Here is a 26516-nt window from a genome sequence, read left to right on the forward strand (position 1 = left end):
CACACGCAGACAAACTGCGTTTATGCCTGTTCGGCGAGTGTCTGCACGCAGCAGCCACAGCATTTCAGAACCGAAATGCATTAAAAGGATGCATATATGCTTGAAGCAGTTGATATAGTTAAATCCTACAGCGTGGGTGGACAGTCCACACCAGTGTTGCGCGGGGTGAACCTGCACATCAAGGAAGGCGAATTTGTGGCAGTAACAGGCCGCTCCGGGTCTGGAAAATCCACCATGCTCAACGTGCTTTCCACCCTTACGGAACCGGACAGCGGGCAGGTGCTGTTTCAGGGGGCCGACATTCGCGCCATGCGCGAAAAAGAGCGGGATCATCTGCGCAACAGCGCCTTTGCCATGATTTTTCAGGCGCACCACCTCATGCCCTATCTGTCGGTGCTGGAAAACGTTCTGCTGCCGGGGGCCAACAGGTTTCGCGGCATAAACGCCCAGCAGCGCCAAAGAGCCGCACATTGTCTTGAGCGTGTGGGGCTGGGGCACAAAAAAGACAGCCTGCCCTCCGCACTTTCAGGCGGCGAACAGCAGCGTGTGGCCATTGCCCGTGGTCTGGCATCCGACCCGCGCATGCTTTTTGCCGACGAACCCACGGGCAGCCTGGATATGGCCACCGGGGACTCCATCATGCAGCTTTTGCGAGAACTCAACGGCGAGGGCCTGACCATCGTTATGGTGACCCACAATCCCGATTATGCTGCGCTGGCTGGCCGTTGTGTTCAGATGCAGGAAGGAAGCGTGCTGTCCAACGGCAGTAACGGATAGCCGGCAGCGGCTCAGGTTCCGGAAGCAAAGAGAGAAAAGGCTGGCCGAAAATCTGTGCCCTGGGCAGCCGCCACAATTTGGCGCGTGGCGCGGTAGACGTGCTGGAGTGGCAGAAGCAGCCGTTATCGGATGCTTTTGCCAGTTGACAGATGCGCGCCTGTGAGTAATGGAAGAACAAGTCTTTCACCAAGGGAGTTTCCATGAAGAAAGTTCTTGTTCTCTGTTGCCTGCTGCTGGGCCTGCCTGTGGCGGCTCAGGCCGACAATGACAAAATCGCGCCCGATACCTTTATTTGCGCAGAACTTGTGACCATGCCCATGACGGACGGCGGCCAGCCGCCCATTTTTGAAGCGCTTCAAATCGACGGCTATGCCAGCGCCGGTCTGGGCGATACAGTGGCTCACCCCGACATTCTGGCCCCGCTTCTTACCGAAGTATATACGTACTGCCAGAGCCACCCCACCGATAAGGTGGCCGATGTCTGGACCAAGGCGCGCAAGGCGCAGACCATGCCAGAAGGCGACACCTGGCAGGCAGACAAGACCAAGTGCAGCGACTACAACGCCGACCCGGACAACGGCAGCGGCTTTGTGATCTGGCTTGACGGCTACAACCGGGGCAAGAATAAAACCGAGGCCTCTGTGCTGGAAAGCGACGACACCCTCAAGGCATTTCTTGACGCCTGCGTCAAGCAGCCCGACGCCCTTATGCTGGACGTAATGGCCAAGAGCGCCAAGTAGCTCATACGCAATATTTATTGCATGGAAAAAGGGGAGACATTGCTGTCTCCCCTTTTTCCATGCTGGTGCTTCTAGATCAGATTACTTTGAAGCGTAACATTTCAAAGCTGCTATCCTGTTGAACATGCACTCTCCGGCAACCCCAGGCCACGTTACAACGCCTATCACTCCGTGCAATATCCAGGTATTTAAGCATATTCAAGGGCAAGATGCTCTGCACCCATCTGCCCTTGACCCTAGGCCTGTTACGTTTACAAAGTCCGCATAGCGAGCTCTACAGACTGGGCCCGCACGGTAGCCAGAAGAGCTGTTCCGTCCGCCCTGCGGCTGGTCAGCCTGGCCGCGCCGCGGCTCATCACAAAATGGTCATATACAGCGGCACCGTAAAAATGCAGAGCATGGTCGACATGGTCACCGCCTGCGCGCCGAACTCCGCATCCGTGTGGTAATGGGCGCTCAAAATGGCGGTCTGGGCCATCACCGGCAGTGAAGCCTGCATGATGAAAACTTTGCTCATAAGGCCGCCCACAGGAAAGAACATCAGCAGCGTATACATGACCAGCGGACCGAGCATGATGCGGCCCGACAGGGCCAGGGCCATGTCGCGCGTGATCTTGATGCCCCGCAAGCCCATGTCATGCATGGTGATGCCTATGAATATGAGCGCCAGAGGCGTTGTCATATTACCAAGATAGCGGGCTGCATCCTGCAAAAAATAGGGCAATTCCACATTACAGATAATCAGCAGCACCCCGGTCAGAAAGCCCAGCAGCGGCGGCGAAAAAATCTGCATGACGCGGGTGCGCAGGGGAATCAGCCTTGCCTCGCCCTCAATGTCGCGGGTGATGGCGTACTGCCCCACTGTCCAGAAAAAGACGGTACTGGCGAAGTAGTACAGAAGCACATAGGGCACGGCTTCTTCGCCAAACAGGGCAAGGTTGACGGGAATACCCACGAAAATGGTATTGGAATTGGCCACACAGGCGCAAAAAAGTCCGAAGTGCTGCCGCTTCACTCTGGCGATCTTGCCCAGAATGATAGCCAGTATAAAGGTCAGAATAACTGAGGCCAGAGGCAGCAGCGCCCCCTGCATGAATTCCAGCAGGCCATCACGGTTGAAAGACCGCATGATGGTGGACATAAGGTAGGGTGGCAAAGCCACATAGGTGATGAGCCGGGGCAGTAGAATGCGCGTTTCAGGGCCAAACCAGCCCCTCCCCGCCAGAACATAACCCACCATGCCCATAAGAATGAGGCCAAACACGCCGCCCATTGCATGCAAAAAAGCCATGAACGTACTCCGTATAAGAACTTTCGCAGGCAAATCATGCCCGTCAACTCAAAACATCCCGGCAGGTTCGCCGAGCCGTTTCAGGCCGTCCTCCGCGAGGTTCTTCCAGGGGAGCGCGGTCGTAAAACCCCACGGGCACGGAGGCGCGTGGAGCTTAGAACTGTAAAAAAACAGAGGCACAGTCACGCGGGGCATATACGCCCTGTGCCACTGGGTCCTCAGGCGACTTTAGAACAAATTGTTTTTTACATTGCTCTTGGATCTGCATCTAACAAAACGATTTTACAGGAAATATCATTTTCGGCAGGATGGCAACTTTGAAATGCCGTACATTCCAAAGTCAACCTGCTCGAAAGGCAACTCTGGCGCTCCGGCGGAAGCAGCTATTCCGGCACAAAGCTTTCGCCTTGCCGCCAGTAAAACAGCTGCCTCCACCGCGTTGGAGCGCTGAAGAGCCTTTTTATATGAGCAAAGCTAAATGTCCCTGTATCTTGCGCCGTTGGCCGCAGAGCTCACAAGGTGGGCGTAGCGGCGCAGCACAGGATAGGGGCTGCGTTTTTCCACAGGTTTATGGCCCGCGCTGCGGCGTTCCAGTTCAGCTGCGTCAACCATAAGGTCCAGTTTGCGGTTGGGAATGTCGATATGGATCATGTCCCCTTCCTGCACCAGACCGATAATGCCGCCGTCTGCCGCTTCGGGCGAAATGTGCCCGATGGCAGCGCCATTGGTGCCGCCAGAGAAACGCCCGTCCGTCAGCAGGGCCACATCCTTGCCAAGGCCCATGCCTGTGATGGCCGCAGTGGGCGAAAGCATTTCGCGCATGCCGGGGCCGCCACGCGGGCCTTCATAGCGAATGACCACGCCGTCGCCGGCTTTGATCTTGCCGTCAAGAATGGCGGCCATTGCGTCTTCTTCAGACTCGAATACCCGCGCGCGCACGTCGCGGCACATCATTTCAGGAGCAACGGCAGACTGCTTGACCACAGCGCCGCCGGGGGCAAGGCTACCGCGCAGAATGGCTATACCACCCTGTTTGGAATAGGGATTTTCCACACTATGAATGACATCGCTGTCCAGCACACGGGCGTTCATGTCGCGCAGGTTTTCGCCCACGGTCTTGCCAGTGACGGTCATGCAGTCTTTATTGATGAGGTTCAGCTTGTCCAGCTCGGTCATGACCGCAGGAATGCCGCCCGCATTGTCCAGATCCACCATGTAGTGCTTGCCCGCAGGGGAAAGTTTGCACAGGTTGGGGCTCTTGCGGCTTACCTCGTCAAAAATTTCCAGGCCAAGGTCAAGCCCGGCTTCGCCGAACACGGCGGGCAGGTGCAGCACCGTGTTGGTGGAGCAACCCAGCGCCATATCCACGGCCACGGCGTTGGCCACAGCCTTGGGGGTGACGATGTCCCGGGGGCAGATGCCGCGTTCAAGCAGATCCATCACGCGCATGCCTGCCGTCTTGGCCAAACGGATGCGCGCGCCGCTCACGGCGGGGATGGTACCGTTGCCGGGCAGGGCCACGCCGATGGTTTCGGCCATGCAGTTCATCGAGTTGGCCGTAAACATGCCAGCACAGGCTCCGCAGCCGGGACACGCGCGTTCGGCCATATATTCCAGCTCTTCTTCCGTGATGGCACCGCTGCGTACCTTGCCCACAGCTTCAAACACGGTGATGAGGTCGCCGCGCTTGTTGGGGCCGATATTGCCAGGCAGCATCGGTCCGCCGGAAACCATGATGGAAGGAATATTCAGCCGCATCATGGCCATGAGCATGCCGGGCACGCATTTGTCGCAGTTGGGTATGAACACCAGAGCGTCAAAGGCGTGGCCCCGGGCCATAATTTCGATAGAATCCGCAATAAATTCGCGTGAGGGCAACGAAAAGCGCATGCCTTCATGGTTCATTGCCAGGCCGTCGCACACGGCAATAGCCGGAAACTGCAAGGGCGTGCCGCCGGCCATACGTACTCCGGCCTTGACCGCATCAGCTAGAGCATTGAGGTGCAGGTGACCCGGCACTACTTCACTGGCAGCATTGACCACGCCTACCAGAGGACGGTCCATTTCTTCTCTGGTCAGGCCCAGAGCGTAGAGCAGGGAGCGGTGGGGGGCTTTTTCAAGGCCGGACTTCATCTTTTTACTGCGGCTCTCATCCATGACGGCATCCTTACGTTGTGATAACGGGCTTTCCCGCCGCCACACGCGGCGTGCGGGCAACGGTCCAGTCATACGGCAAAAGATTGCGCGCGTAAACAATATCGGTTCCTGACGCCCCGCTGGGGACAGCCGCTCCGCAATAAAAACATATCCGCCGTATTTTTTTGCGTCAGAAGGCTGCGCGCTCTTGAGAGCCGGGAGGAAGTGGGATAGTTTCCGGGCATGCAAAGCTCCACCCCGACGCTGGCGCGCCGCTATATATTCAAGCTTCTGGCAAACATCGCTACCGTGCCCGTCTACCTGGTCATGGAGGCTATTTTGCCGCGTGCTCTGGGCCCCCAGATGTACGGCAACTACAGCTTTGCCACCAACCTTTTCCAGCAGCTTACCGGCTTTCTGGATATGGGCACCTCCACCTGCTTCTACAACGCCCTGTCCCGCCGGCAGAACGAAACCGGCCTGGTGGGCTTTTACGCTCGCGTGACGGTACTGGTATTCGGCATCATCCTGCTGGCGGCTCTGTTTCTGCAAGCACCCATGCTGGGCGATCTGCTCATGCCCGACGTGCCCCTGTGGCTGGCCCCTCTGGCTGCCCTGTGGGCCTTTCTTACATGGTGGGGGCGGGTGCTGCGCTCGATGAACGACGCCGTGGGAGCCACTGTTGCTTCAGAAATGGTGCGCACGGTGGTTTCACTCTTTATGGTGGCCCTGCTGGGCCTCATGTTCTGGCAGGACTGGCTGAACGTCCACACCCTTTTTGCCCAGCAGTATCTTATGCTGGGCCTCATGGCTCTTGGCTACTGGCTGGTGACGCGCCGCCACTGGCGCAGCCGCGAAGTAGCCCTGACGTTCAGCCTGCCTGACGGGCAGGGCAAAGCCTACCGCCGGGAATTTTTCAATTACAGCCACCCGCTTTTTGTTCAGGCGCTTTTGTCCTTCCTGTTGCTCACAGCCGAGCGCTGGCTTTTGCAGTGGTTTGACGGCAGCGTGCAGCAGGGGTTTTTTGCCTTGTCCCAAAAAGTGAGCATGGCCTGCTTCCTCTTTGTTTCGGCCATGACCCCGCTGATAATGCGCGAGCTTTCCATTGCCTGGGGCCACAATGACCGCGAGGCGATGGGAAGGCTGCTCACGCGGTTTGCCCCGCTGCTCTATGTGGTGGCGGCCTATTTTTCCTGTTTTACCCTGGTTGAAGGCTCTGCTCTGGTGGATTTTTTCGGCGGCGCGGAATTTGCCGCAGCCACCCTGCCCGTGCAGATTATGGCCCTCTACCCCCTGCATCAGGCATACGGCCAGCTGGCAGGGTCGGTCTTTCATGCCACGGGGCGCACGCGCGTGCTGCGCAACATGGCCGCCCTTGAGTGTGTTTACGGCTTCACTACCGCATGGTTTCTGCTGGCCCCGCCGGAGTATATGGGCCTGAATCTGGGTGCCGTGGGTCTGGCTATCAAAACCGTGGCCGTACAGATTATCACGGTCAACGTATACCTTTGGCTGGCCTCGCGCTTTCTGCCCCTGAGCTTCTGGCGCAACTTTGCGCATCAGATCTGGAGCCTTGCAGTTCTGCTTGCCCTGGCATGGCTATGCCGGGAAGGAACTATGATGGCAGGTCTGGGCGACCTCAATACCTTTTCGCGGTTTCTTATTTCAGGCGTGCTGTACAGCGTGGGCGTAGGGATGCTTTGTCTGGCACTGCCCGCTGTTCTCGGCCTTTCACGGCAGGATGTGCGCGAGCTTGTGGCACGCTTTAAAAAATCCCGCCAAAAGGCTGCATAAGGCTGCGCGCTGCTACTTTCTAAAAGAATGACGTCGTTTTTATGAAGCTATTCGTGCCCTGCGGGTACGACGGCTTTTCTTCTCTTTATTCCTGCCGCCTGCGCGGCGTGCGGCAGAGGGGGAGTGGCTGCGGGCGCAGTAGAAGAATGGCGTACTTTTTTATGAAGCCATTTATACCCTGCGGGTACGACGGCTTTTCTTCTCTTTAGTTCCGCCGCCTGCGCGGCGCGCGGCAAGGCGGGGTCGGTTATGGGGCTTCGCCCCCTTCTCGGCCCCCCTTGCATCCCCCCCGAAGCACCCCCTGTTCTACCCCGACCAATAACTGTTTTTTCGGTGGCTGCTGCGCACGAACCTCGCCGACGTGGCGGCTTCGGTTCTTTATGACGCCGCCCCCGGCAATGGCTCGTGCCTTGGTTGAGAAGCTGCAGTATCCCAGTCAAATTGCTTATGTAGGTGCACCCACAGCCTTCGAAAATTTGGGATTCACGATGGGAGTTTCCTTCTCTGGATACCCCAGTCCTGCTGAAAATTATCAGAATTCCCTTTGCACTCGAAAGTGGATGATGACATTACGCGGTGCAATTTTTTTCATAACTGGCTGCTCTCATTCCGCCCTCACTGACCCTTCTTAAAACAGCCATTCGCCTCCGACATATCCGTGCCTTCAAAACGCACTCCCCTCACAACACATTCCGAACTTTCACGCCCCCCCCAAGTCACCCAGACGCTCCCAACTTTCACTCAACGCGAAAACGCTCGATGGCATTGCGCGGCGCGAAGGGAGATCACCCGACCAGCGGGAGGGAAGCTCCCGAAGCAGATGCCGCGCAGCCCTCGTTAAACGATGGAATATGGAAAACCCTTGAAGGCTCACCCGTGGCCGCGAAATATACGAAAGCCCAGCGGGGTCGTCCGGGGGAGTGCAGAGGGGGCCTCGGAGGGGCGGCAGCCCCTAACAGGCCCCCTCGCCGCCCGCCGCGCAGGCGACCAAAACAACATAGACGAGAAAGCCTCCGTGCCCGCAGGGCACCAATCGTTCCCGCAAAAGCAACTTCATTCTTTCCCTTCCGCTCACCGCACAAGCCTGTTCCCACAGAGCACAACACTTTTATCTCAAAGACCAATCCCAAACCTTTGCGGCCCCCCAACCCAAACCAACGAGACTCCCCCAGCCCCTCACCCAACTTGAAAACACTCGATGGCATTGCGCGGCGCGCAGGGAGATCACCCGACCAGAGGGAAGGAAGCTCCCGAAGCAATAGCCGCGCAGCCCTCGCGCAATGATGGAATTTGGAAAACCCTTGAAGGCTCACTCATGGACGCGGAGATATACGGTAACCTAGCGGGGTCGTCCGGGGGGAGTGCAGAGGGGGCCTCGGAGGGGCGGCAGCCCCTAACAGGCCCCTTCTGCCGCACGCCGCGTAGGCGGCCAAAACGACAGAATCTGAAAAGCCTCCGTGCCCGCAGGGCACAAATCATCTCAGCAAAAACAACGCCATTCTTTGCCGCCCGCCGCGCAGGCGGCCCAAATGAAAGCAATCAAATCAAATGGACAGTAAAACAATTATTGTCACTGCAAAAACCTGCATCACTCGTCAAGCAAGCAATCTGCCCCCTCGACGGCTGCAGCATCGTCCCCAAGCCCATTACCTCTCCACGAAAAAAGGCCCCGCTACGCAGCGGGGCCTTTTTCATTATTCTATCAGGCTATGCCAATTCTCAACCATTGGCACTCAGGCTGGCAATAAGTTTTTCCAGTTCACCCGCCTGCTTGGACAGATCAGCGATGGCAATGGTGCACTGGGCCATGCCCTGATCCGTGGCGGCAGCAATACTACTGATGGAGCTGATGGCCTTATTGATTTCTTCTGACGTGGCAGACTGCTCTTCAGCCGCAGTGGCGATGGAATGCACCTGATCCCCGGCAGCTTCCACCATACGCACCACCTGGGCGATGGCTTCGCCCGAACGTTGCGCAAGGCTGGTAGCCTCGCTCACGCGCAGCACGGCAGCTTCCATTTGCGTTACGGCGTCCTTGGTGCCGTCCTGAATACCGCCGACCGCATGACGCACTTCGGTAGTGGCCTGAGCGGTTTTTTCGGCCAGCTTGCGCACTTCGTCGGCCACCACGGCAAATCCGCGCCCGGCCTCGCCCGCACGGGCGGCCTCGATGGCGGCGTTAAGCGCCAGCAGGTTTGTCTGGTCGGCTATGTCGGAAATAACGCCCATAACGGCCCCAATACCCCGGGCCTGCTCCCCAAGATTGTCCATTATACTGGTCAAACGCGAAGCTTCGTCATGAATGGACTGCACCGCAGCCGTTACTTCGGCCACCAGATGCGCGCCGCTTTGCGCTTCTTGCTTGGCGGCGTCTGCGCTTTGCGACGTGGCGGCAGCGTTTTGCGCTACTTCCATAATGGTGGCGTTCATTTCTTCCACAGCCGTGGCCGTTTGGTACACGCGGGAACTTTGCTCACGCGCGCCCTGACTGGAATGGTCGATTTGTTCCGAAAGCTGCTTGGACGCATCGGCCATATGCTCCACAACCTGCGCAGCCTCTACGGCTGCTCTGGCGATGGCTGCATTCTGGTCTTCAATACGGCTCTTCTGGGTGTAGATTTCTGTAAGATCGTTCCAGAAAGCTATGGACCCCAGCAGCGTGCCGTCAAGATTGTAGAAAGGCGTGGTGTGTACGTCTATGCGCAGCTGGCGTCCCGAAACGGTGGTGTAGTCGAACTCGTGCGTAAGGGCCTTGCGTTCCTTGATGGCATGGTCAGACAGGGTTTCACTGTTGGCGTCGTTCTGGAAGAACAGGCCGGAACGTTGCCCGATATAGGATTCGCGCGGCCCGGTCTTTTCAAGCAGACGGCATATTTCGTCATTGACCCAGATCATGTTGAAATCCGGTCCCACTATGCCACAAGGCGTGGGAATGCCGTCCAGTACCCCCTGCGAAAAACCAAGGCGCTTTTTGAGCTCTTCAACCATACTGTGCAGATACCCGGCAAAGGTCGCCATTTCTGCCCTGAACTGGCCGTGCATTTCTGCCTTGAGGTCGCCCGCAGCCACTTTGGCCGTAAATTCGGACAAAGCCCGCAAAGGCCGGAACAACAGGCGCTGGTTGATAAGTGTCAGCAGACCGGCCAGAAGCACGATGGCAAACAGCCCCACCGCACACAGCACTGTGCGCTGGGTCAAAGCGGGAGCAGCCAGTTCCGCGTCATAGGCGCTCATGCACACAAACCAGCCCGTGGCCGGAATGGGGGCCACGGTCATAAATTTTTTCTCGCCTTCCCATTGATATTCAATGGTGCCCAATTGAGCCTTCATGGCTTTTTGAACAAAATCCTGCCCTGAAAGGTCTGTCAGTATCAATTTTTTATTGGTGCTGTGGGCGATGATGCGCCCCTTGGTATCCAGAGCAAAGCCATAGCCCCGCTGCCCGAGACGGATGGGGTCAATGGTTTTTGCGGTAAAATCGCTCCAGCGGGGGCAAACAGCCACAGCGCCAAGCAGGCTGCCGTCAGGGGCATACACGGCCTTGGCCGCCACATACACCAGCACGCCCTCATGAGTGGTGGCCGTCATGACGCTGCCGCTGAAAGCCAGGCTTTTACCGCCGAAAATGGCTTTGCTGTAATCGCGGTCAAAACGGTCGCCGCCAGTCATGTCCTTGAGGTCGGCGTTCAGACCCGCAACAATGCGTCCCTTGGTATCAAAAACGAAAAAAGACCAGTAGGACGGAAAAGCCTTCACATAAGTATGCAAAAGCTGCTGCACATCCTGCGCGGCGAGGGTTGAACCATCCAGGGCATCGCGGACAGATTCCTGCCCAGCCAGGGCTGAAGCCACATCAACGGACTGCTCGATGTAGTTCTCGGCAGATTGGGCCACAATCCTGCCGGTCTGGTCCAGAGCCTCGCTCTGTACGCCAGACACCATCTGGTAAGAAGATGAAGACACATATACGATCAGAATCGCTATGATGACAAAAATGGATGCCGTTATGGACACTGTACAGATGGTATTGATGCGAAGCTGTCGCATTGTGCGCCCCCAGACGCTGAGGTGAATCAGGTACCCCCGCATGTATGCCAAGCCGAAGGCGTTGACAACTGCTTTTGATACGCAAAATCTAATATTTTCGGCAAACCCGGTGTTCATTCATATCGTTGAACTGCAAAAAAACATTAGACCCGGCAAAAAATCTCTCCTGGCTAGGCATTTTGCCCACAGGAGACACGGATTTTTATATGGCATTAACTGTAATTTCATGATTATATGGTCTGGCTTGCAAAAATGGCCCCAAGGGCAGCATACCAAGGCATAAAACAGGAGGGAGCATGAGTACACATGTAACGTGGGCACTGGTGGGCTTCGGCATCGCCCTACTCTTTATCTGGGTGTACCACATGCTCAAAAAACGCGGTTTCAAATTTTTCTGGTACCACCCGCTTTTTACTGGCCTGTTCCTGCTTTTTGTTCTCTATTTATTGGAACGCATTTTCGCCGACCTGTCAGATTTTGAAGTGCAGGAAAGCTGGAATATGCTGACGTACCTGGGCATTCCCCTGGCTGCGGCAGCCATTTTCTTTCTTTTCCGCAGCTGGAAAGCCAAAAAAAGGCAATAGCGCCGCCACCTCATTCTTTGTGTCGGGCACAGCCCAATGACAACACCACTGGAAGAGCAGGATACCCTGCTCTTCTTTTTTTCGGCATAACACTTGCAAATTGCCCGTTAATGCCCCGATGAAGCGGTACACGGCAGCCTGAATCAGGGCGCAACCACAGCGCGGCAAACCCGCAAATAATTTTGCGATCTTCAACTCGCTGTAGCGTAAGGAGAAATAGATATCATGCCGGCGCAACATCCCCCCACACTATTTGCCTGTTTTCTGCTGTAGGGCTTAGCTGGCAGAGTGGGAATGATGGCTTGCGCCAAATTTTCTACAATAATGTATAAACAATAACCGGACAGTAACATACTAATTTATAAAATTTTTTATTTAAATTACAGGAGGACAATTTTCCTAACCTAATATTTTTCTACATTAATGTATATATATTTAAACCGGCCTTCAAAGCTCTTATAAATGTAAACACTTAATGATTTTAGCTGGTTGTATAACCATTCAGCCCCAAAATCCGCCATTTGCCCTCGCCAGATAACATTTCGTTTTCGCAAAATTTTATTCAATAAAATTAGTTCTCTACTTGCATTAGTCCGTTTTTTCACAACATTTCTTCACCTGCGCTAGAAAGCACACCCCTGATTCTTTTCTGGCGACAACACATATTATCGCTATTTTCTACTGTTCCGTAACAACTTCAAGAATAAAACTACTGTTTAGTAGCTTTTTTTCATGCTTGTTTTTAATTACTCCTTTATTTTAAGCACATTACTAAAATGGAACCCTTCTTGCTTATGTGCATTCATGGATCGAATATTTCAATCCTGCACGTAAACCACTGGGAGGCTTTCATGAAATTGTTCAAGTTGGCGACTGCTTGTGCTCTGACACTCTTTATGGGGCAGGCGGCCCTTGCGGCGGAACAGCCCATCAAAATTGGCTTCCCTATTCCCCTTACGGGCGAAATTCCCAAGGTAGGCGAAGGTTCCAAGTTTGCAGCTGAAATGCTGAAGGAAGAAATCAACGCCAAGGGTGGCCTGAAGGTCGGCGACAAATATTATCCGCTTGAATTCATCTATGAGGACAATGAATCAAAGCCTGAATCTGCGGTTAACGTCACCCTCAAGCTGATCGAACGCGACAAGGTTCACGCCATCGTCGGCCCCCAGTCTTCGCGCCAGGCCGTGCCAGCAGGTGGCGTGGCCAATGACGAAGAAGTACCCCTCATCACCCCTTGGTCCACCAACCCTGATGCCACCAACGGTCGCCCCTGGGTGTTCCGCGGCGCGTTTCTTGACCCCTTCCAGGCTCCTGTAGCCGTGGATTTCGCCAGCAAGCAGTTTAAAGCCAAAAAAGCCGCGGTGCTCTTTGAAGTGTCCAACGACTATTCCAAAGGACTGGCCGACAACTTTAAGGACGCTTTCGAAAAAACACACGGCAAGGGTTCCGTGGTTGCTATGGAATCACACGGCCCCAAGGATCAGGACTTCTCTGCCCAGCTGACCAAGATCATCGCGGCCAAGCCCGACTTCATCTTTGTGCCTGAAAACTACAGCTTTGCAGCTCTTATCGTGCCGCAGGCGCGTGACCTTGGCTACAAAGGCCCCTTCATGGGTTCTGATGCCTGGGGTTCGGCGGAACTGTTCAACCTTTGCGGCAAAGACTGCGTGGACCAGTACTTCTCCACCCACTACACAGCCGAAGGCGCTACGGGCAAAACCAAGGAATTCATCGACAAGTACAAGGCCAAGTACGGCTATGTGCCTGACGACGTTGCCGCCCTTACCTGGGACTCCATCAACATCGTGCTGAAGGCCATTCAGAACGGCGGCAAGATCGACCCCGACCTCAAGAAGCAGCGTACGATCATTCGCGACAACATGGCCAACCTTGAAAACTTCGACGGCATTACCGGCAGCATGAAGTTCGACGCCAACCACGACCCCATCAAATGCGCCGTTATCGTGCGCGTTACTGACAGTGGCAGCTTCGCCTTTGTTGAATCAGTCTGCCCCAAATAGCCAGACCTGCTGACAAGCCTGGGATGGCAGGCCGTGTGTGCCCGCGGGGGGCGGGCACACACGGCGCACACTGCCTGAGGGTTCTTCCGGCACTGGCCGCGCATATGGGCAAAGGCCCATCCCCTCTGCGTGACCTGACGCCGCAACGAACCCCAACTGCTGATACCGAATCGGGTGCCCTATGGACTTTTTTTTGCAGCAGATGCTCAACGCACTGCAATGGGGAAGTTTTTACGCGCTTATAGCCTTGGGCTACACCCTGGTGTACGGGGTGCTGCGGCTCATTAACTTTGCCCACGGCGATATTTTCATGGTGGGCGCGTACATTGCTTTTTTTGTTTCAACCTGGCTCATTTCCGGCGACGGCCTTGGCCTGCCGCAACAAACAGTGCTCTGGCTGACCATTCCTCTTACAATGATACTCACGGCTTTTGTGGGTGTAACCATTGAGCGCGTGGCCTACAGGCCTCTGCGCCGCAAGGGCGCGCACCGCCTTTATGTGGTCATAACGGCACTTATGTGCGGCCTCATCCTTGAAAACGGCAACCTTGCGATTTTAGGTGCCACCAAACGCAAACTGCCGGAACTTATTGATAAGACGGTCTATTCCATCGGCCCTCTGGTTATCACCAACCTGAAGCTCTGGGTCATTGTGGCGGCCATTCTTGTCTTCATCGCTTTGCAAACCATAGTCACACGCACCAAGGTGGGCATGGCCATGCGCGCCGTGTCATGGGACCGTTTTGCCCTGCCCCTTATGGGCATTCCTTTGGACAGCGTTATTGTGGTCACATTTATTCTCGGCTCGGGCATCGCCGGGCTGGGGGGCATGCTCTTCGCCATGTGCTATCCCACGCTTGAACCTTACATGGGCGCAATGATCGGCTGGAAAGCCTTCATCGCCGCCGTTGTGGGAGGTATTGGCGACATACGTGGAGCATTTGTGGGCGGCTTTTTGCTGGCTTTTGTGGAGATTATGGTGGTGGCCTTTTTGCCATCTACCTATATGGACCTGTTCTCCTTCACAATCTTGCTGCTCATTCTGTGGATGCGGCCCACAGGCATTTTCGGAACCCCCCAAACGACCAAAATCTAGCCGGAGTCTGAGATGCTCACTATTGTGCAAACACTACTTGCGATCCTCGCCCTGCTCTGCTTCGGTTATGCCATAAAACGCGTCGTCAGCCAGAAAAAGCTCGATTGTCTGCTGTTCCTGATCGTCGGCGTGCTGTTTATCTGCGCCGAACAATTCTCGTGGCTGGACGGTTACTGGCTTTCAGTGCTCAAATTTATGGGAATAAACATCGTCTTTGCCGCCAGCCTCAACCTGGTTAACGGCTACATGGGCGAATTCTCATGTGGGCACGCGGGCTTTATGTGCGTGGGCGCCTATGTGGGCGGCCTCATTTCCGTCATTTTGTTTACCCAAAACAAGCTGCTTGGCGCACCCTTGCTGCCGCCAGAAATGGCCCCCCTGCTCTTTCCCTTAATCATTCTTATTGCAGGAGCCGCCGCCTCCATCTTCGGACTGCTGGTGGCCCTGCCCTCATTCAAAACCCGCGACGACTACCTGGCCATCATCACCATCGCGGCCAACTACATCATCATTGCCCTTATCATCAATATTGATCTGGTGGGCGGCCCGCGCGGCCTTTCGGGCATGCGTGCCACAGTGCGCGCAATGGAGCGCGTGGCAGACATCCCCTGGATGATGATCTGGGTTGTGCTGCTTGTAATGGTGTCTGTGATGATGCTCTATCGGCTGGTTAACAGCACTCTGGGCAAAGGCATTCCCGCTGTTTGCCAAAACGAGGTTGCCGCTGAAATCATGAGCGTCAACACCAAGAGGGTCAAACTTGTGGCCTTTATGGTGTCGGCGGGCATTGCGGGTATGGCGGGCGCGGTATACGCCCACATGTTCAGTTCCATTTACGCCAACAGTTTCGGCATCATGAAGTCCACCGAGGCTATGGTAATGGTTTACCTCGGCGGCATGGGCTCCCTTTCGGGCTCAGTGATGGCGGCCATTCTCTTTACCCTGCTCATCGAGGTGCTGCGCTTCGCCCTGCCCGCCCTGAGCGACCTCATGCACAATCTGCCCTTTGTGCCCGACAGCTTCATGATCAGCCAGGAATGGAAGTGGGTGCTCATTCCCCTTATTCTCATCCTGCTCATGCAGTTCCGTCCCGAAGGCCTTTTGGGCAACCGCGAACTTACCCAGGTCTTTCCCCGGCTGAAAAGACTGCTCACCACCGCGCGCGTGGAATAACCGGCGGCGGCAAATCTTGGTTGTACGGACAAAATCCTTGATGACCGACAACATACTGGGGGCAAACCTTGGCACTGCTTGAAATGAAGGACGTGACGCAACGCTTCGGCGGTCTTATCGCGCTGTCATGCTTCAACATACGTATTGAGGAAAACAGCCTGACGGGCCTTATCGGGCCCAACGGTGCTGGCAAAACAACGGTATTCAACCTGGCTTCAGGATTCTACCACGCAAGCGAAGGGGACATCGTTTTTGATAATTACGCCTATCACTCCAAGCTTGAACCGCATGAAGTGACCAATCTGGGCATGGCGCGCACCTTTCAGAACATCCGCCTGTGGAGCGACATGACTGTTCTGGACAACATCTGCGTGTCGCAATACAGCCGCCTGGGCTATGGCCTGCTGGACGCGTGGTTCAACACTGGCCGCTACGGGCGTGAAGAAAAACGGGTAAAAAACAAGGCTTCCCACATTCTTGAGGTAATGGAACTCAGTGATGTAGCGAACGAACTGCCCAAAAACCTGCCTTACGGCCTGCAACGCCGGGTGGAACTGGCCCGCGCGCTTTCCACAGACCCCAAGCTGCTTTTGCTGGACGAACCAGCCGCCGGGCTCAACTCTTCGGACGTGGACGGCCTTATCAAGCACATTGGCTGGATTTACGACCAGTTCAAAATCGCCATCTGGATGATCGAGCATCAGATGAAGGTGGTCATGTCCCTTTGCCAGCACATCACGGTGCTGGAGTTCGGGCAGATCATCGCCAGCGGCACGCCGCAGGAAATTCAAAGCAATCCCGATGTCATCAAGGCATATCTGGGCGACGAAAACGTGTAAGGGGGCCACATGTTGCTGGAAGTTGAAAATCTCTACGCGGGATACGGCAAGATCGAAGCCCTGCACGGCATATCCTTTCATGTGAACGAAGGCGAAATTGTCACGCTTATCGGGGCCAACGGCGCGGGAAAATCTACCACGCTCAAGGCCATCATGCGGCTCACGCCGCCAGAATCGCCCACGGTGTTCAGCGGCGACATCCGCTTTAAAGGCAAATCCATCCTAAAAACAGAAGCGCACAACATTGTGGCTCATCTGAAAATGGATCTTGTGCCCGAGGGCAGGCATATTTTCGGCAACCTCACCGTGCACGAAAATCTCAAGCTCGCCACCTGGACCCGCAAGGGCAGCGGCATTGAAAAGGACATGGACAGGGTTTTCGATCTCTTTCCCCGTCTCAAGGAACGCATGCACCAGCGCAGCGACACCCTTTCTGGCGGCGAACAGCAAATGCTGGCAGTGGGCCGGGCGCTAATGACAGACTGTTCGGTCATCCTGCTGGACGAACCCTCTATGGGCCTTTCACCCCTGCTTATGTACGACATGTTTCGCACGTTTAAAAAGCTCAACAGCGAAGGCCTTACTGTTATCGTGGTGGAGCAGAACGCCCGCCTGGCCCTTCAGGTTGCAGACCGCGGATATGTGCTGGACACAGGGGCCATTGTGGCTCAGGGCACTGCAGCGGAACTGGCCGACACACCTGAAATCAAGGCCGCCTATCTGGGCGCGTAACAGCAAACACCGTTGCCGGGTTTCGTTTTACCTTTCGCGAAATCCGGCAACGCTATACGGAGCCAGCATGCCTCCGCCCCGGCCGGGAGTTACAGCTTCCGTATACAGGGACGGCACAAAGGGGTATGCTGGCTCCGTTACATTTTCGTATTGAATTGAATTGTGAGCCTGTAACGCACCTGCCAACGGCGTCACAAAGCAAGCGGAGGAAGCATGAGCCAAGAACAAGCCCCCAATCCGGCCCTGACCCAGCTTACCGACTGGCTGCGCCAACGGCACAGCCAGGTAATGCAGGCTGAAGCGAAAGCTCTGCAATGCCTTGAAACTGGCGACACGCCCGGACACAATGCCTGCATGCGCCAGAAGGCCGAACTGCTGGCCTCTATGGCTGATGATGCCAAACCCATGCTCGAATTTCTGCCCGGGGAGCAGCGTTTTAATCTGGCGATGGCGCTTGAAAATTTTTCTGCCAGCGCCCGCATGTCCTTGCGCCTCAATTCGATCTTTTATATGGGTGCCCTGCTTTACCCAGATGACCACCAAAAGGGCGAGCCGGACAATCTGATTCGCTGCATCGAGCGTATGGAAAAAGAAGGGCCGGATTTTCGCCACGACTAGGCAGAGTTACACCACAAAGGCCGGGATACCGGCGCCCAGCAGGCTGGCCGCCTGACACGACACGTCGTTGGTGCAGTACACGGAATGCCGAAACTGCGTTTTCTGTGGGGGCACCTCTGAAACGCCCTGTTTTTCAAAGGTATGCTGTTTCAGTTTTGTGCTTCTGGCATCAGATTTTTGTTTCTGGCTTCAGCTGTTGGCTGACCGCACGGCGCATCGAATTTTTGCCGCCCACACGGGATACATCCCGAAAATAAAAAGCTGGCAAAACATCGGCACAAGAGGTTTATCGGAACACTTGTCAAAGCCTTTTACGAACTTATTTCAAAAGTAGATGGCTGTCTGCATGACAGCACACCCCCAAAACAGCACCGCCCGGCATGGGGCCGCGCGGCTTCAGAACATTCAAGGAGTACCGCATGACGCGCACCCTGCATTTGCCCGACATTTCAGCCCTGCTGAAAATATCTCTGCTTCCTCTGCTGGCGGCTCTCGTGCTTATGGCCTCCCCCAGCCACGCCATGCCCGGCATGGGCAGCGGTTCCGGCGGCATGGGCGACAAATTCAGCCAGATGGATGCTGATAAAGACGGAAAGGTCAGCCGCGAAGAATTCAAGGCGCTCTTTCCCAATATGCGTGAAGAAGCCTTTGTGGCCATCGACAAGGACGGCGACGGTTTCATCTCTGTTGACGAGTGGAACGGCTTCATGAAGGAGCACTCCTCCGGCATGCGCCCCAATACAATGAATGACGGCCCCATGCCCACCGTTCCCGGCAACCCGATGATGCCAAACCCCGGCAGTGCTGAACTGCCGCTGGTCATGCCCCCCAATGGCAACTAAGCGCTCTGCATCGGCCTTTTCCGAGCCCCGGCGTTCCACTGCGAATGCCGGGGCCGCTTCTGTTTCCGGCCCGAAACTCGGGAACGGGCAGCCTCTCTTCGTGCCTATGAGCGCTGAAGAAATGCATGCGCTCGGCTGGGACAGTCTGGACGTGCTCTTTGTCACTGGCGATGCCTATGTGGACCACCCCTCGTTCGGCAGCGTTCTGCTGGCCCGGTGGCTTATCCACCACGGCTACCGCGCGGGCATAGTGGCGCAGCCACGTTGGGAAAATCCCGAAGACCTGCTTGTTATGGGCAAACCCCGCCTGTTCGCTGGCGTCAGCGCCGGGGCGCTGGACTCCCTGCTGGCCCACTATACGGCATTTCGCAAAAAGCGTCATGACGATGCCTATACTCCGGGCGGCAAAGCTGGCGCACGGCCCAACAGGGCCTGCTTGGTGTACGCCAACCTGGCCCGCCGGGCTTTTCCCGGTTTGCCCCTGGTGCTCGGCGGCATTGAAGGCAGCCTGCGCCGTGTGAGCCACTACGATTTTTGGACAGATTCGCTGCGCAAGCCCATTCTTATGGACGCCAAGGCCGATCTGCTCATCTGGGGCATGGGCGAACGCGCCACGCTGGAATGCGCACAAAGGCTTGATGCTGGCGAAGATCTGCGCGGCATCCCCGGCACTGCATGGCTCGACAAGCTGGAGCAGACGCCCGAAGGGCCGCGTCCCGCCAATCTGCCAGAAAGCATGGCCCAAGCTCCCTGTATGCCGCTGCCCAGCCACGACGAAATTTTGGCTGATCCAGTACAACTGCTGACCATGACGCAGGAACTGGAGCGCCAGGTTCACAGGCTGGATGCCTGGGCCTTTCAGCCCGTGGGCGACCGTGCGCTGGTACTGGCCCGTCCGGCTCCGCCCCTGACAACGCAGGAAATGGACGCCCTGTACGAAATTCCCTTTACCCGGCGGCCCCACCCAAGCTACCGCGAAGCCATACCTGCGGCTGAAATGATGCGCACCAGCATTACCAGCCATCGGGGATGCGGGGGCGGCTGCTCCTTCTGCTCCCTGGCCCTGCATCAGGGCCGCCGCATCAGTTCCCGGTCTGAATCTTCCGTGCTGGAAGAAGCCCGCAGGCTTGGACAGGAAAATATGGACCGCGGCAAGGGGCCAGTGGCCATTTCAGACGTGGGCGGCCCCACGGCCAACATGTGGCAGGGGTACTGCGCTCTGGACAAGGCAACGGCAGAACGCGGCTCTTTCGAAGAAGCCGCTGATGCGTTGCCCAGGGAGCGCGGTGAAAACAACGCTGCGCACGCCCCGGCAGACGCGCCAGCCAAAAGCCGCTGCCGCAGGGCCAGCTGCTGTTATCCCACTGTCTGCAAGTTTTTCACGACGCCACAGAACAAGCATGTGAGCCTGCTGCGCAAGGTGGCGGCCCTGCCTGAAGTTAAACAGGCGCGCGTTGCCAGCGGCGTGCGCGCTGACCTTGCACTGCGTGACGCCGCCGCTCTGGCTGCCTACACGGGCGAATTCACAGGCGGGCAGCTCAAGGTTGCACCGGAACACTGCGCCACAGGCGTGCTGTCGCTTATGCGCAAGCCGCCTCTGGAGGTTTTTGAAGCTTTTCTGGCAAGCTTTGTGCGTCAAAGCAAGGCTGCGGGGCGCGAGCAGTATGTGGTGCCGTACCTCATGAGCGGCTTTCCCGGCTGTACGGACGACGACATGCGCACCCTTTCCAGCTGGCTGCGCCAGCGCAATTGGAATCCGCGCCAGACGCAGTGTTTTATCCCCACGCCCGGCACCATCGCCACTGCCATGTTTTACTGTGGCAAGAACGAGGCCGGGGAAGACATTTATGTGGCCCGTACCGATGCCCAGCGGCTGCGGCAACACGGCCTGCTCATGCCCGGCAGAAGTGCGGGCGATGAAGACGGCAACCGCCCGCGCCGCAGAGACGGCCAGGATCATACCCGCAAGGATGCGGGCCGGGGTGAAGGGCGGGATGCGGGCCGGAATGCGGCCAGGGGGGCGGCCAGAGATACGGACAGGGATGCGGGCAAGCCCCGGCAACGCACGCCCGGTAATCGGGACAGCCGCGATGCCCGTCGCGGCAGGGATGCGGATCAAAGCCGCAGACCCGCCGAAAGGCCGGGCCAAAAACCCGGCAAGCAGGGTGGGCGCTCCAATGAAAACAGGCAGGATAGCCGCAAACTTCCGGCCCCTGGACGCCGCGCCTAATGAACTGAAAAGTGACGGACAAGAGAATGCTGGGTAGGAGAATATATGTCGCAAAATCTTGATGATCGGCTTACTCGCCTGGAAGAACTGACCTTCTTTCAGGAAGAGCGCATTGAAAAACTTGACGCAGCCCTCACAGCCCAGCAGATGCAACTGGACAATGTGGAGCAGGAGCTGGCAAGCGCCCGTACGGTTATTCGCGCTTTGCGCGACAAGCTGTCCCAGCAGCCGGAAAACAGCCTGCCGCCCCACTCCATGCCCGAGCGCTGGTAAGTCCCTGCAGTGCGCTTCACGCTTGGCGGTGGCGTTCGCTTGTGATGCACACTATGCGGGTACAGCAAGCTCCATTGGGTACGGTGAGGCAAACAAATTGAGGGTGCTGTCATGATAAGAAAAGCCGTGCCTGGCGACGAGGCTGCCATTCGGGAATGCGCTGACCAAGCCTTTTCGGGCTATATTCCCCTGATAGGCCGCCAACCTGCTCCAATGACAGCAGACTTTTCAGCTCAAATTGCAGCGGGCCAGATATATGTGGCTTTGAATGATGACGGCGACCTGCTGGGCTACATAGCTTTTTTCCCACAGGGCAACCATATGAACCTCGACAGTATCGCGGTGCTGCCTGCTGCTTCCGGGCGCGGCATCGGCAAAAAATTGATTACGTTCTGTGAGGGTGAAGCCAGACGCCTAGGTCTTGAGGCGGTGCATCTTTATACCAATGAAATGATGACCGCCAATCTTTCCATCTATCCTCGCCTTGGCTACGTTGAAGTTGATCGCCGCACAGACGAAGGATTTAACCGCGTTTTCTTTCAAAAAAAGTTGGCCTGAATAAAAATCAGGCGACATATATCTCTGCAAAGCCGCGACCTGTTCGCCATTTTCGGCGCTGTTACCGGACGCAACAGCAAGAGGCCCGCACTTCTAACGAAGTGCGGGCGATTTACTTGATGACACCCGCGTTTTTCCAAACCGCTGGGTACGCCGCCATCGGCGGCCATGCCGCCGGGCGGAAAGGCACGAAAACGCCTCACTTACGGCGCGGCAAAGCCGCGACCTGTTCGCCATTTTCGGTGCTGCTGCATGACGCAACAGCAAGAGGCCCGCACTTCTAACGAAGTGCGGGCCTCTTTGAACAAGTTCAACTTTGAGATCGTTACCGTTTCAGAACAGAATATTCTTACAAAGTCGAAATAAAAATAAAATATCAAAACAGGGCACGGGAGAGGAGATCCTTTTTAAAAAGAACTCCTCCCCGCAAACGTCTCAAAGTAAACGCGCTCTAGAAACCAAAACCGTCCGAATTCGAGCCAGACGCGCCAAAGCCGAAATCATCGGGCACGGCATTTTCATCAAGGGCTTCAGCCACAGCTTCGTCGCCAGAAGCAGCCAGAGCCGCGCCAGCGCCACCAGCCATAACCATACCTTTAAGGCCGTCTTTGATGGCGTCCTTGATATTCAGGAGCAGGTCGTCGTGGTTAACGGCAACCTTGCCCTGGTATTCAGCCGTCTGACGGCGCAGGCCGCCGATGTCGGCATTCAGGGTCTTGATCTTGGCTTCCAGCTCATCAACCTTTTTGGACAGAGCTTCGGCACGGGCTTCAGCGGGCTCAAGGGCGCGCACGCGCTCTTCAAAAGCAGTGGCAGCGGAGGTCTGGGCGACCATGCTGTCATAAACTTCGCCCAAAAAGTCCAGCACCTGATCCACCATAGCCTTGGTGTGACCGTCCATGCTGGGAAGGGAAACATTGTCGCCAAGCAGGCTTCTGCCGTTGTTTACAAAAGCGTCCCAAGACTGGCCTTCTTTCCATTCCAGATCCATAAACTTGGGGAAACAACGGGCCAGCCAGGTAGCGGCGAAGGGGCCCACGGCCTTGGCGCAAGTGTCACAGACAACGGTGCGTCCGGCCACAAAACCGGCGATTTCCTTTACGTCCACGCCATCCTTGCCCACCACCAGGGCAAGCACGGACTCAACAGGAAAAACTTTGCGAGCTGTATCGGACATGGCGGCCTCCTCCTCGGAGATCGTTTTTTTATTCATGAAAACTCAGTTCCAACAGTCCAAACTTTGCCGTCGTTCCCGGCCAGCATGATAGCCAGCCGGGAGCCGTCGACTAACTTCTACCGTACATGCGTGCGTACAGCAGCGCCACCGTGCGGTATACAATATGCCCGAGCTTGGACCAGGGCAGATAGGCGAAAAGCATCCACACAAACACCAGGTGCAGGTAGTACACCAGGAAGGCGGGCACAATGGCGTCCGCCAGGCGGAAGCCCTGAGCCATAACGCCCGTAAGCGCCACTACCCAGATGATGCCAAGCAGATACCAGTCGTACCAGCTGGAGCCCTGGAACTTGGGATTCAGGCGCAGACGGCGAACCGTCAGCAGGCCCAGACCCAGCAGCAGCATGAATGCGCCAATGTTGGCCAGAATCTTCACCGGGAAGGTCAGCGGCATGGGGGTTTCGATCTTGATGAGCGGAATAACCTTGCCGCCCCAGTGCCCCAAAGCCACCACAGCCGTTACAAAGGCCAGAATGGCGAAGCTCCATACCAGCAGAAGGTGTCCGTTCTTGCGATTGGGCGTTTCCTTGCCGGTAACAGGGCCGTCTTCACAATCGTTGAACTTGCGGTGCGTGATGATTTCATCCCACAGCACGTCCCACAGATGCCATATCCAGCATTTTGTCTTGCCGATAACGGTCATCTTGCCTTCAGGCTTGAAGTGCGACCACAGCTTCATAGCCCCCCGCGCCAGAATGAACAGCGCGGTAAAGAAGGTCAGCATGAAGATGGGGTCGATGGTGTAATCGCCATAGAATATCTGGCCGAAAACAATGCGGCCATCGGCAGCGCGGGGGAACCACTGGCCGCCGTTAAAGCCGGCGCGGATCCACCACACGATAAGCCAAAGCACAGCGGGGATGGCGAAGAGAATGGGCAGGCCAGAAGGCTTGCTCATCCACTTGCCAACAATCGAAGGCTCAGTCAGATCTTTATAGATGACATTGCGGGCCGCGCCCATAAGATCGGCGGGCTTGGCGCCACGGGGACACAAGTCAGAGCAGTTACCGCAGTTGTGGCAGAGCCACAGGTCGATATCGCTGCGCAGCTTGTCCTTGAGGCCCCAGGAGGCCCACACCATTTCTTTGCGCGGATAGGGCGCATTGGCAGGAGCCAGGGGGCAGGCCACGGAACATGTGGCGCACTGGTAGCACTTCTTGAGGGACTCGCCCCCTGCTTCTTCCAGCGCCCTGGCAAACTCCAGGTCAGGTTTGATTGTAATTTGTGCCATTGCTGCCTTCCTCCTACATGCCCTTGAACGGGTTGGGGCCCATTGCCATGATGCGGTCCACAAAGCCGTCGATGAGGTTGGGGACCTTGTCGTATTCGTCAATGGCCACTTCAAGCAGTTCCACCCGTTCAGGCTGCACGCCCAGGCGGTTGAGAGTCTCGGCTATGTTGTCCTTGCGCTTGGCGCAGATTTCGGAGCCTTTCACAAAGTGGCACTGGTAGTCGTCGCCATACTTGCAGCCCAACAGCATCACGCCGTCATAGCCTTTGCTCATGGCGTCGGACACCCAAATGGCGTTCACCGAGCCGAGGCAACGAACCGGGATAATGCGGCAGTAGGGGCTCCAGGGCTTGTGACGTTCACCGGCCATATCCAGGGCAGGATAGGCGTCGTTTTCGCAAGCCAGGATGAGCACGCGCGGGCCTTCTTTCTTGAAGTCCTTGGGCACCTGCACTTCACGAATCATAGAGCCAATCTGGTCGATGTTGTAGTTCGCGAAGGAGATAACGCGCTCGGGGCAGGCACCAAAACAGGTGCCGCAACGGCGGCAACGCGTGGGGTTGAGCCTGGGCGTACCCTTTTCGTCATCGTCCAGCGCGCCGAAGGGGCATTCTTCAGTGCAACGCTTGCACTGCGTGCAGCGCACCATGTTGAACAGGGGGTACGACAGGTCGCCCGAACGGGGATGCACGGCAACGCCGTGGCTTGACGCTTCAATGCACTGCACGGCCTTGAGAACCGCGCCCTTGGCGTCTTCTTCGCAAGCGTCCATGGTCAGGGGCTGACGTACGCAACCCGCAGCGTACACGCCTGTGCGGCGCGTTTCGTAGGGGAAGCAGATGTAGTTTGAGTCGGCAAAGCCGTCAAACAATTCCAGATCGGGGAAGTCGGGGCCCTGACGGTAATCGAAATGGATGGTCACGTCCTTGGCCGTGGTGGGCACAAGGCCCGTAGGCAGAACAACCATGTCCACATCAAGGTCAAAGTCCATACCCAGCAGGGTATTTTTGCATTCCACAACCATGTGGCCGCCGGCTTCACGGATGTCCGTCACGTCGGCCTTGGTCATCATGACGCCCAGGCGGTCCTGCATCTTCTTGTAGAAGCGTTCCAGAATACCGGGAACTGTCATGTCCTTATAAAGGATGAAGGTCTGGCAGGCATCGTTGGTCTTTTCACAGACCGTATTGGCAAGGCGCAGCATGCCCACGCTGTTGACAGCGTTGGAGTAAGCCAGATGGCGGATGCTTTCGAGGTCTGCTTTCACAAAATCTTCTTCACCTTCCGCAGCGGCCGGAGCAGCTTCAGCAGGAGCAGTTTCGGCAGAGACCTCACCATCGAGGGGGCAGCCTTCCGCAGCCTTGGCCACGGCCTCTTCAGCCATGGTGGTGTCCAGCACAAAAGCAATGCGTGTGGCCTTCACCTGGTCGGCGACCAGCATTCTGCCAAAAGCGGCGGCATCCACCACCATCGGGGTTTTGTCGAGGCCCATGGGCGCAAGGTACTTGTGATCCAGAGGCACCCAGCCCGTAGCCAGCACAACAGCGCCCACTTCCACTTCCACCGTGCCGGTGGCTGTGGCGATGGCCGCTTTGAATTCGCCCGGCTGGCCTTCCAGCTTCTGCATCTGGGCGTTCATGTGAATTTTGATCTTGGGGCTGCCCATGGCCTCGCTGACCTTGGCAACGATGTTGGTGGGCTGCTTGTCTACCCAAGGAGAAGCCAGAGGCGACGCCATGGGAATGTTATTGGCTGCGCCGCCCAGCCTGTCGCTCTTTTCCACCAGCACAACTTCGTAGCCAGTGGCTGCAGCTTCAAGGGCCGCCGTAAGGCCGGTCCATCCGCCGCCGATAATCAGAATGCGCTGCACGCCCGGCACTGAAGCGGCTTCGGGGGCTTCACACTTTTGCAGCTTCACAACGCCCATGTTCACATAGTCGCGGGCCATGAGCGTCAGCAGTTCAGGCGCGCCCTTGGCAGTATCCGTAGGGCTTCTGTCAGGATTCTTGTAGGCCTGCACACACTGCTCGCGCAGGTTCACATGCTCTACCAGAACAGGCAGGCGATAAAGTTCGCCATCCACGCGCGGTGAAGCGCCGCACAGCAGCACGCCGTCCAGGCTCTGGGCCTCAATGTCGGCCTTTATTTCATCCAAGGCCAATGCCAGCACGGGAACAACCTTGACCACGGCAGTGAGATCGCCCCACTTTTGCGCGGTTTGTTCGGCAAGCGCCTGTATATCAAGGCCGCCGCCAATGTTCTGCTGGTCAAAATAGACGCCAATCTTTCCGGCCATG

At 56.7% G+C, this 26516-nt stretch carries 20 protein-coding genes; 14 read left to right on the forward strand and 6 right to left on the reverse strand.

All coding sequences use genetic code 11. The features are described 5' to 3' along the window. The first annotated feature begins 96 nt into the window (after window positions 1-96). Window positions 97-777, forward strand: a complete 681-nt coding sequence (locus tag HNQ38_RS07295) for an ABC transporter ATP-binding protein (RefSeq protein ID WP_183718949.1) — start codon at window positions 97-99, stop codon at window positions 775-777. Window positions 778-977: 200 nt separating this feature from the next. Beyond that, on the forward strand, window positions 978-1517 hold the full coding sequence (locus HNQ38_RS07300) for an HdeA/HdeB family chaperone (protein WP_183718951.1): 540 nt from the start codon (window positions 978-980) through the stop codon (window positions 1515-1517). A 355-nt stretch (window positions 1518-1872) separates the two neighbouring features. Here the strand turns inward: HNQ38_RS07300 and HNQ38_RS07305 are convergent, their stop codons facing one another. Next, complete coding sequence (locus tag HNQ38_RS07305; protein WP_183718953.1) at window positions 1873-2808, reverse strand: AEC family transporter; 936 nt, start codon at window positions 2806-2808, stop codon at window positions 1873-1875. A gap of 474 nt (window positions 2809-3282) precedes the next feature. After that, window positions 3283-4965, reverse strand: a complete 1683-nt coding sequence (gene ilvD / locus HNQ38_RS07310) for a dihydroxy-acid dehydratase (RefSeq protein WP_183718955.1) — start codon at window positions 4963-4965, stop codon at window positions 3283-3285. Window positions 4966-5187: 222 nt separating this feature from the next. Between ilvD and HNQ38_RS07315 the strand changes: the two genes are divergently transcribed. Then, a complete protein-coding gene (locus HNQ38_RS07315; protein WP_183718957.1) occupies window positions 5188-6738 on the forward strand; it encodes a lipopolysaccharide biosynthesis protein in 1551 nt (516 codons plus the stop codon). A 1719-nt stretch (window positions 6739-8457) separates the two neighbouring features. Here HNQ38_RS07315 and HNQ38_RS07320 read toward each other — a convergent pair. Continuing rightward, on the reverse strand, window positions 8458-10785 hold the full coding sequence (locus HNQ38_RS07320; RefSeq protein ID WP_183718959.1) for a methyl-accepting chemotaxis protein: 2328 nt from the start codon (window positions 10783-10785) through the stop codon (window positions 8458-8460). 296 nt (window positions 10786-11081) lie between these two features. Here HNQ38_RS07320 and HNQ38_RS07325 point away from each other — a divergent pair, with 296 nt between their 5' ends. The 11 genes from HNQ38_RS07325 (at window position 11082) to HNQ38_RS07375 (ending at window position 21751) form a co-directional block, all read left to right on the forward strand. Beyond that, on the forward strand, window positions 11082-11369 hold the full coding sequence (locus HNQ38_RS07325) for a hypothetical protein (protein WP_183718961.1): 288 nt from the start codon (window positions 11082-11084) through the stop codon (window positions 11367-11369). Between the two features lie 851 nt (window positions 11370-12220). Beyond that, a complete protein-coding gene (locus HNQ38_RS07330) occupies window positions 12221-13390 on the forward strand; it encodes an ABC transporter substrate-binding protein (protein ID WP_183718963.1) in 1170 nt (389 codons plus the stop codon). Between the two features lie 181 nt (window positions 13391-13571). Continuing rightward, entirely contained in the window at window positions 13572-14486 is a 915-nt protein-coding gene (locus HNQ38_RS07335) for a branched-chain amino acid ABC transporter permease (protein WP_183718965.1), read from the forward strand. Between the two features lie 12 nt (window positions 14487-14498). After that, on the forward strand, window positions 14499-15659 hold the full coding sequence (locus HNQ38_RS07340) for a branched-chain amino acid ABC transporter permease (protein WP_221277844.1): 1161 nt from the start codon (window positions 14499-14501) through the stop codon (window positions 15657-15659). A gap of 68 nt (window positions 15660-15727) precedes the next feature. Next, window positions 15728-16498 carry an ABC transporter ATP-binding protein gene (locus HNQ38_RS07345; protein ID WP_183718967.1) on the forward strand — a complete coding sequence of 257 codons (771 nt, stop codon included), beginning with the start codon at window positions 15728-15730 and terminating at the stop codon, window positions 16496-16498. Window positions 16499-16507: 9 nt separating this feature from the next. After that, a complete protein-coding gene (locus tag HNQ38_RS07350; RefSeq protein ID WP_183718969.1) occupies window positions 16508-17230 on the forward strand; it encodes an ABC transporter ATP-binding protein in 723 nt (240 codons plus the stop codon). A gap of 213 nt (window positions 17231-17443) precedes the next feature. Then, window positions 17444-17848, forward strand: a complete 405-nt coding sequence (locus HNQ38_RS07355; protein ID WP_183718971.1) for a hypothetical protein — start codon at window positions 17444-17446, stop codon at window positions 17846-17848. 419 nt (window positions 17849-18267) lie between these two features. Then, complete coding sequence (locus tag HNQ38_RS07360; RefSeq protein WP_183718973.1) at window positions 18268-18690, forward strand: EF-hand domain-containing protein; 423 nt, start codon at window positions 18268-18270, stop codon at window positions 18688-18690. Next, window positions 18680-20920: a YgiQ family radical SAM protein gene (locus HNQ38_RS07365; RefSeq protein ID WP_183718975.1), complete on the forward strand. Its 2241-nt coding sequence runs from the start codon at window positions 18680-18682 to the stop codon at window positions 20918-20920. Before HNQ38_RS07360 ends, HNQ38_RS07365 begins: the two co-directional genes overlap by 11 nt. Before the next feature lie 45 nt (window positions 20921-20965). After that, window positions 20966-21193: a SlyX family protein gene (locus tag HNQ38_RS07370; protein ID WP_183718977.1), complete on the forward strand. Its 228-nt coding sequence runs from the start codon at window positions 20966-20968 to the stop codon at window positions 21191-21193. Window positions 21194-21304: 111 nt separating this feature from the next. After that, on the forward strand, window positions 21305-21751 hold the full coding sequence (locus tag HNQ38_RS07375) for a GNAT family N-acetyltransferase (RefSeq protein ID WP_183718979.1): 447 nt from the start codon (window positions 21305-21307) through the stop codon (window positions 21749-21751). Between the two features lie 451 nt (window positions 21752-22202). On the opposite strand, the gene HNQ38_RS07380 is transcribed toward HNQ38_RS07375, so the two are convergent. From HNQ38_RS07380 to HNQ38_RS07390, 3 genes are all read right to left on the reverse strand, one after another. Then, a complete protein-coding gene (locus HNQ38_RS07380) occupies window positions 22203-22928 on the reverse strand; it encodes a DUF4200 domain-containing protein (RefSeq protein WP_183718981.1) in 726 nt (241 codons plus the stop codon). 109 nt (window positions 22929-23037) lie between these two features. Next, window positions 23038-24219, reverse strand: a complete 1182-nt coding sequence (qmoC, locus tag HNQ38_RS07385; protein WP_183718983.1) for a quinone-interacting membrane-bound oxidoreductase complex subunit QmoC — start codon at window positions 24217-24219, stop codon at window positions 23038-23040. 13 nt (window positions 24220-24232) lie between these two features. Beyond that, entirely contained in the window at window positions 24233-26515 is a 2283-nt protein-coding gene (locus HNQ38_RS07390; protein ID WP_183718985.1) for an FAD-dependent oxidoreductase, read from the reverse strand. Window position 26516: the final 1 nt, after the last annotated feature.

The sequence above is a fragment of the Desulfovibrio intestinalis genome (assembly GCF_014202345.1).
GTDB classification, from domain to species: domain Bacteria; phylum Desulfobacterota; class Desulfovibrionia; order Desulfovibrionales; family Desulfovibrionaceae; genus Desulfovibrio; species Desulfovibrio intestinalis.